Origin of the sequence: Methylobacterium sp. NEAU K (assembly GCF_030700285.1) — a bacterium.
GTDB lineage: Bacteria > Pseudomonadota > Alphaproteobacteria > Rhizobiales > Beijerinckiaceae > Methylobacterium.
On the sequence record NZ_JAUYZJ010000043.1, the window covers coordinates 24,224 to 32,080 of the forward strand.

The 7,857-nt window shown below is 67.8% G+C and carries 5 protein-coding genes; 3 read left to right on the plus strand and 2 right to left on the minus strand.

Annotated elements, in window-relative coordinates; all coding sequences use genetic code 11:
- Positions 1-5: 5 nt before the first annotated feature.
- From Q8W67_RS23870 to Q8W67_RS23880, 3 genes are read left to right on the plus strand one after another with little or no spacing between them, the layout of a single operon-like run.
- Positions 6-659 (plus strand): amino acid ABC transporter permease, encoded by a 654-nt coding sequence (locus Q8W67_RS23870; protein ID WP_305550352.1) that lies wholly within the window; start codon positions 6-8, stop codon positions 657-659.
- Complete coding sequence (locus tag Q8W67_RS23875; RefSeq protein ID WP_305550353.1) at positions 656-1,387, plus strand: amino acid ABC transporter ATP-binding protein; 732 nt, start codon at positions 656-658, stop codon at positions 1,385-1,387. The genes Q8W67_RS23870 and Q8W67_RS23875 overlap by 4 nt, the downstream gene beginning before the upstream one ends.
- 8 nt (positions 1,388-1,395) lie before the next feature.
- Positions 1,396-2,685: an FAD-binding oxidoreductase gene (locus tag Q8W67_RS23880; protein WP_305550354.1), complete on the plus strand. Its 1,290-nt coding sequence runs from the start codon at positions 1,396-1,398 to the stop codon at positions 2,683-2,685.
- Between the two features lie 158 nt (positions 2,686-2,843).
- Here Q8W67_RS23880 and Q8W67_RS23885 read toward each other — a convergent pair whose 3' ends face one another.
- Together Q8W67_RS23885 and Q8W67_RS23890 are read right to left on the minus strand one after the other, a co-directional pair.
- Positions 2,844-6,596: a magnesium chelatase subunit H gene (locus Q8W67_RS23885; protein ID WP_305550355.1), complete on the minus strand. Its 3,753-nt coding sequence runs from the start codon at positions 6,594-6,596 to the stop codon at positions 2,844-2,846.
- Positions 6,597-7,101: 505 nt separating this feature from the next.
- On the minus strand, positions 7,102-7,857 hold a 756-nt coding region (locus tag Q8W67_RS23890; RefSeq protein WP_305550356.1), incomplete at its 5' end, for a B12-binding domain-containing protein.

Sequence of the window (7,857 nt, forward strand, 5' to 3'; positions counted from 1 at the left end):
TCTTCATGCGCGAGTTCCTCGCCGACGCACAGGATTACCTGCCGATCCTGCTCCAGGGCGTACAACTCACGATCTTGATCACGCTCGCTTCCCTGGTGGTTTCGACGCTGCTCGGCCTGTTCTGGGCGGTGATGCGGGTCTCCGGCATCGCCCTGCTCGCGGGCTTCAGCACAGTGATGATCAACATCCTGCGCGGCATCCCGATCATCGTGCAGCTGTTCTACATCTACTTCGTGCTGCCGGATTTCGGCCTGTCGCTCACGGCAGTCCAGGCGGCGATCATCGGGCTCGGCATCGCCTATTCGGCCTACCAGGCCGAGAACTTCCGTGCCGGCATCGAGGCGGTGGATCACGGGCAGGTCGAGGCCGCCCTCTCGATCGGCATGGGCTGGTGGATGACCATGCGCCGGGTGATCCTGCCACAGGCAATCCGGATCGCGCTGCCGCCCTACGGCAACATCATGATCATGATGCTCAAGGACTCGTCCCAGGCCTCGACCATCACGGTCGCGGAGCTGGCTCTGCAGGGCAAGCTCATCGCCTCCTCGACCTTCAAGAACACCAGCGTCTACACGATGGTGGCGCTGATGTACCTCGCCCTCAGCCTGCCGTTGATCCTGCTGGTCCGCCACTTCGAGGCCAAGGGACGGCATCGATGATCGTGCTCGAGGATGTCCGGAAGCATTACGGTTCCCTCGAGGTGATCAAGGGCGTCTCGGCCGAGGTCGCCAAGGGCGAGGTGGTCTGCGTCATCGGGCCGTCGGGATCCGGCAAGTCGACCCTGCTGCGCTGTATCAACGGGCTCGAGGCCTATGACGGCGGCGAGATCCGTGTCGACGGCCAGCGTGTCGACCGGAACCGGCGCAGCATCAAGACGATCCGCACCCGGGTCTCGATGGTGTTCCAGCGCTTCAACCTGTTCGCCAACCGAACCGCCCTCGAGAACGTGGTCGAGGGGCCGGTCCACGTGAAGCGCGAGCCCCGCACGGAGGTCGAGGAGCGGGCCCGGGCCCTGCTCGCGCGGGTCGGACTCTCGGGCAAGGAGCACGCGCGGCCGAACGAGCTCTCCGGCGGCCAGCAACAGCGCGTCGCCATCGCGCGGGCTCTCGCCATGCGGCCGGAGGCGATCCTGTTCGACGAGCCGACCTCGGCCCTCGACCCCGAACTCGTCGGCGACGTGCTGCGGGTCATGCGCGGGCTCGCCGACGAGGGCATGACGATGATCGTCGTGACCCACGAGATCGGCTTTGCCCGGGAGGTCGCCGACCGGGTGCTGTTCCTCGACGGCGGACGCCTCGTCGAGCAGGGCCCCGCCGCGGAGATCCTGAACCGCCCGCAACACCCGCGTACCCAGGACTTCCTGCAGCGCGTGCTGCATCCGCTCTAGGAGCCGCCGTGGCCGAACCGTTCCCGCTCACCCCGTCGCTGTGGGCCACTACGGCGGCACCCGCGCCGGAGACCCCGCCGCTGTCCGAGTCCGGGCGAGCCGACGTCGTGATCGTCGGCGGCGGCTTCTGCGGGCTCTCCACCGCCCTGCACTTGGCCGAGCGCGGGATCCGTCCGGTGGTGCTCGAGGCCCGGGAGATCGGCTTCGGCGGCTCCGGGCGCAACGGCGGCCAAGTCATCCCGGGGCTGAAATATGATCCCGCCGACCTTGTCACCCGGTTCGGGCGCGAGCGCGGCGAACGGCTCGCACGCTTTGCCGGCGGCACTGCCGACACGGTGTTCGACCTGATCGCCAAGCACGGGATGGACGTTCCGCACCGTCGGGAGGGCTGGATCCAGGGGGCCCATACCGAGGCGGGATTGGCGGAGGTCGAGCGCCGGGCTGCTCAGTGGGCTGGGCTCGGCGCGCCGACCCGCGTCCTCGACAAGGCCGAGACCGACCGGCTGCTCGGGACGGAGCGCTACCTCGGGGGGTGGCTCGACGGCCGCGGCGGCGCGATCCAGCCGCTGAGCTATGCTCGCGGCCTCGCCCGCGCGGCGCTGAAGGCCGGGGCCGCGATCCACGGGGACACGCCGGTCACCGGCCTCGCCCGAAGCGGATCGGACTGGACCGTCACGACGGCGCAGGGTGCCCGGCTCTCGACCGAGCGGGTCGTCCTGTGCACCAACGGCTATACCGGGGGGCTCTGGCCGGGCCTCGCGCAGACCGTGATCGCGGCCAATTCCTTCCAGGTCGCCACGACCCCGCTCTCGGACAATCTGCGCCGCTCGATCCTGCCCGAGGGGCATGTCTCCTCGGACACGCGCAAGCTGCTGTTGTACTTCCGCCTCGACCATACCGGCCGCCTGCTGATGGGCGGCCGCGGCCCGTTCCGAGAACCGCGCAGCCTCCAGGACTGGGGGCACCTCGAGCGCATCGTCGGGAAGCTGTTCCCGCAGCTCGACGGCATCGCGTTCGACCATCGCTGGTGTGGTCGCGTGGCGATCACGCGAGACTATCTTCCTCACCTTCACGAGCCGGCGCCGGGACTGCTCATCGACATCGGTTGCCAGGGACGTGGCGTCGGCCTCCAGTCGACGATGGGACGGGCGATCGCGGACTATATCGCCACCGGCGATCCCGACACCCTGCCGCTGCCGCTCACGCCGATTGCACCGCTCCCGATGCATGCGCTTCACCGCCTGTACGTTTCAGCGATCATCGCATGGTACCGCCTCAGCGATGGAGGCGTTCGCTAGGAGCCTTTCCGAGGAACGGGGCTGATACCAAGGCGCGTTGAGTGAGCCTCACGAGGTAGCGGTTGGGACTGAGGGGTGATTCTCGCTTCGGGTTTGAAGCCCGAGGCGGATGCTACTGCGCGCCTGGGCTCATGGGTTCGGGTCAAGGAGAGTTCGTATTAGGCTGCCGCTTGTGTCTGGACGCCCTCCAGCTGGTCTTCCAGATCGTCACTGGCGGATTTGAGAGCGTCGAGCGTCGCGGCGTCAGGCGTCCAGTAATGGCGCTCATGCGCTTCGAGGAGGCGATTGGCCAGCTTCGCCGAGGCGGTGGGATTGAGCGCCGACAGACGCCGGCGCATCTCAGGATCAAGCATGTACGTCTGCGTCAGACGCTCGTACACCCAAGGCTCGACATCGCCGGTCGTCGCCGACCAGCCCATCGTGTTGGAGACGTGCTCCTCGATCTGCCGCACGCCCTCATAGCCGTGGCTCAGCAGCCCTTCGCTCCATTTCGGGTTCAGCATACGCGTGCGGGTCTCTAGCGCGACCTGTTCGCCCAGCGTCCGGACCACGCCCTCGCCGCGGGTCTGGTCGCCGATGTAGACGGGAGCAGCGCTGCCTTTCGCGCGCTTCACCGCGCGGCTGATACCACCCAGAGTGTCAAAGTAGTGATCGACGGTGGTCACGCCGAGCTCGACCGAGTCGAGGTTCTGGTAGGCGAGATCGACGCCCGCGAGCACGCTCCTGAGCAGGGCGGCCTGTTGGGCTGGTTGACCCGAGCGTCCGAAGGCGAAACTCTTGCGGCGGGAATAGGTCTCCGCGAGTTCGTCTTCGTCCTCCCAGCGGCTGCTCTCGATCAGGTGGTTGACGTTCGAGCCGTAGGCGCCGTCGGCGTTGCCGAACACGCGCAGAGCCGCGGTTTCCAGGTCGCAGCCCGTCTCGGCCTGATAGGCGCGGGCATGTTTGCGCAGGAAGTTCTGAGCGTCCGGCTCGTCGGCGGAGGCCGCAAGGAAGGTCGCCTCCGCCAACAGCTTGATCTGCAGGGGCAGGAGGTCGCGGAAGATGCCCGACAGGGTGATGATCACGTCAATGCGCGGCCGCCGGAGTTCGGCCAGGGGGATCAGCTCCGCCCCTGTCAGCCGCCCGTAGCCGTCGAAGCGCGGGCGAGCACCCATGAGGGCCAGCGCCTGCCCGATCGGACCGCCCTCGTTCTTGAGATTGTCGGTCCCCCAGAGCACGATGGCCACGGTCTCGGGCAGCGGCAGGCCATCGGCCATGTGGCGCGCGAGCAGACGTTCCGCTTGGCGGGCGCCGTCCTGCATGGCGAAGGCGCTCGGGATGCGGAAGGGATCGAACCCGTGCAGATTGCGTCCCGTGGGCAGGATCGCGGGGGTTCGCAGCACGTCGCCCCCCGGCGCCGGTCTGATGAACCGCGCGTCGAGGGCCCGCAGGATCGCCGGGATCTCGTGATCCTCGGCGAGCCAGCGGTCGACGTCCGCAAGCGCTCGCAGGACGGGTAGGAGATCACGGTCGCCCTCGTTCCGCGCGGCGGCGAGGGCCGCCTCTGGGGCCGCCCCCTGGACGAGCGCCGCGACGATCGCCCGGTCGGGGACGGTACCGTGCGCCGCGTCGGCCACAGCCTCCAGCATCTCGATGCGCTGTGTCACCGAGAGCGGCTCGCCGACGACGTGGAGGCCGTGCGGGATCAGGGTGTATTCCAGCTCCAGGACCCGTCCCGCCAGAGTCAGGACTTGGTCCGCGGCGTCGCCGCCCCAGACCGGCTCCGCCTTCGCAAGATCGACCACGGCCGCCTGGGCCTGGATCAGGCTCGCGAGTTCCGTGCGTTCCTCGGCCGCATCCGGCGCGAGGCTGCGCCATCGCTCGATCGAGGTCTTAAGCTCGACCAGACCGCGGTAGAGGCCGGCATGCGCGATCGGCGGCGTCATGTAGCTGATCAGCGTGGCCGCGCTCCGGCGCTTGGCGATCGCGCCTTCGGAGGGGTTGTTGGCCGCGTAGAGATAGAGGTTCGGCAGGTCGCCGATCAGCCGGTCGGGCCAGTCCCTGCCGGACAGGCCAGCCTGCTTGCCGGGCATGAACTCGAGCGCGCCGTGCGTGCCGAAATGCAGGACGGCATCGGCGGCAAAATCTTCGCGCAGGTAGCGGTAGAACGCCGAGAAGGCGTGCGTCGGCGTAAAACCCTTCTCGAACAGCAGCCGCATCGGGTCGCCTTCGTAGCCGAACGCCGGCTGAAGCCCGACGAAGACGCTCCCGAACTGCGCGCCGAGCACGAAGAGCGAGGTGCCGTCGCTCTGCTGCCTGCCCGGTGCCGGGCCCCACTGCGCCTCGATCTCAGGGAGCCAGCGCTCGCGCGTCACGTGGTCGTTGGCCGAGATCCGCGCATGGACGTTGGCATGCGCGCCGAAGCGCTCGCGGTTCCCATTGACGATCCGCTCGCGCAGCTCGTCTACGGTGTCCGGCAGCTCGACCGCGTATCCTTCGGCACGTAGGGCGAGAAGGGTGCGGTAGAGAGACTCGAAGACCGAAAGGTAGGCGGCGGTCCCGGTGTTGCCGGCATTCGGCGGAAAGTTGAACAGCACGACGCCGATTCTGCGCCGCGACCGCTCGGTCCGCCGCAGGCTCACGAGACGGTCGACACGGGCGGCCAGCATCTCGGCCCGCTCGATGCAAGACTGCATGTCCCGATCGTCGTTGCCGGCCGGGAAGGTGCAAGCCCGGTGACAGCCAGCGCAGGCTTGGCCCGCCTTGTCGGAGCGTCCTCCGAACACCATCGATCCCGTCGCGCCGTCGAGCTCGGGGATCGCGACCATGATCGTCGATTCCACCGGGAGCAGCCCGCGATCGGAGGCCCCCCACTGTTCCAGCGTTTGCAATTCCGCCGGGTGCGCGGCGATGTAGGGGACATCGAGCTGTGCCAGGATGTCCTCGGCCGCACGCGCGTCGTTGTAGGCCGGACCGCCGACGAGGGAGAACCCCGTCAAGGATACGAGGGCGTCGATGACGGGCCGGCCGTCCTTCAAGAAGTACCGCTCGATCGCGGGGCGGCAATCGAGGCCAGCGGCGAAGGCCGGGATCACGCGCAGTCCCCGGGCCTCTAGGGTGGCGATCACCCCGTCATAGTGGGCCGTGTTCCCGGCCAGCATGTAGGAGCGCAGCCCGAGCACGCCGACTGTGCCCCGGGAGCCTTGCGCGGGCAGCAACTCGGGTTGCTCGCCGATGCGCTGCTTCATGCGTGGATGGTAGAGACCGACATCGGGATAGGCGACCGGTGCCGCGACTTTCATGCGGCCGCGCAGACCGGCGCGCTCACCGCCGGCATAGCGATCGACCAGCATGCGGATCATGTTGGCGAGGTTCTCGTCGGAGCCGGCGAGCCAGTATTGCAGCGTCAGGAAGTAGGCCCGCACGTCCTGGGCCGTACCCGGGATGAAGCGCAGGATCTGCGGCAGCCGCTTCAGCATCTTCATCTGCTGCGCGCCGGCACTGGCGTTGCGTTCCTTCCCGCCTCCCTTCAGGCGCTTCAGCAGGGCCATCATGCCCTTCTGCTGACCGTCCATGGCGAAGCGGCCGAGCCGGGTGAGCTTCATGACCTCGCCGGCGCTGAGGACGCTCACCATCGCGTCGCAGTGATCGCGTCGCGCGGCGAGGTCACCGAGGATCGCGCCGAAATGGTCCTCCAGGAACAGCATCGCGGACACGACGATGTCGGCGCCGGCGATGGCGTTGCGGCACCGATCGAGCGTCGAGACGTCACTGGCCCATTCCGAGGCGGCGTGGAGTGAAAGGCTCAGGCCGGGCAGTTCCTGCCTCAGGCGACGCTGTGCCCGGTCGGTGGCTGCGGCGAGGTGGGTGTCCATCGTCACGATGACGATCCGGATCGGCGTCGGATTACCGAGGGCGTGGGGCTGGGGCATCGTCGACCGGTCCATGCGACAGAGGACGTCAGACGATCGCGGATGGATGCCAGCACCACCGGGATGCCGGGGCCTTCCAATGACCGGCAGCTGAGTGCGCTGCTGCCGCAATAAAAGTGTAAAGCTGGCTTTACGTCAAGCTGAGTTTACACATGTCGGACAACTGCGCGCCGTGGACCATCGGCCCCGGCAGGTCCCCAAAGAGAGCCGACGGCAGGGCAGGGACCAGGGAAGGGCCTATGGTCGAGCGTTGCCTCTGATTGGCGGCCGCCGCGGGTTTGCTACTCTTGGCCGCACCAGTTGCCAGGGTTGGCGATCGCCGGGTCCGGTTCGGAGGGCGGCCATACCGAAGTCGCAGGCTGCGCGAAGATGCGACTTGGCTTCGCCGCTTCTCGTCGGCGACTGAAGAGCGGACAGGCCAAAACCGACACGGATCACAGGTCGATCTGAATCAGGGCCGTGGCGATGAGTTCGCGATCTTCGGACGCTGTCGTTGAAGCCGGCGTCAGCCCCTGGTGGCGCAATCCGCCCCGAGATCGAGTAGCCGCTGTGCCAGGAGGACTGCCGTTGCCGCGTCGACCGCAGACGCGTCCGCTCCGACTTGCTTCACAAGTTCCGGATGCTCCAGGAACACCGGACCTCCGACCATGACACCGATGGATCGATTGCACGATGCCTCGCGAACGGAGCGGATCGCCATGGCGAGCTGATCGACGCGCGCCTCGTTGCTGAGCGTCAGGCCGACGACGCCGAACCATTCGGACGCTACCAAAGCGGCGATCTCTTCCGGGCTGGAGGAGAGCCCGATCGACACCACCCAGCCGGCCCTGTGCAGGAACTGCTCGACGATCCGCACGCCGAACGTGTGCTGCTCTCCGGGTGCGCTCATCAGGAGCAGGCGGCGTTTCCCGTCGCTTGGGACCGCATCCCCGTCCACCCGGAACCGCGACACGAGACACTGTAGGCGGGCGACACCCGTCGTCACCTCGATGAAATCGCACAGATCGTCGTCCCACATGCGGCCCAGGAGGGCCGCGGAGGGCGCCAGCAGATCGAGGAACAGCCGATCGACGGGATGGCCTTCCGCCACCAGGGCCGAGAAAGCCTCGACCATGGGCGCATCATCCTCCGCAAGCGCCAAATCCGTGAAGGCCGCGACCTGCCCCACCTCTGGTTTGAACGTCGGTTTGGGCGCTTCCGAAACGAAACCGCGATGCAGCAGCATCAGCTGAGGGATGATCTCGGACTGGACGACTTGCCC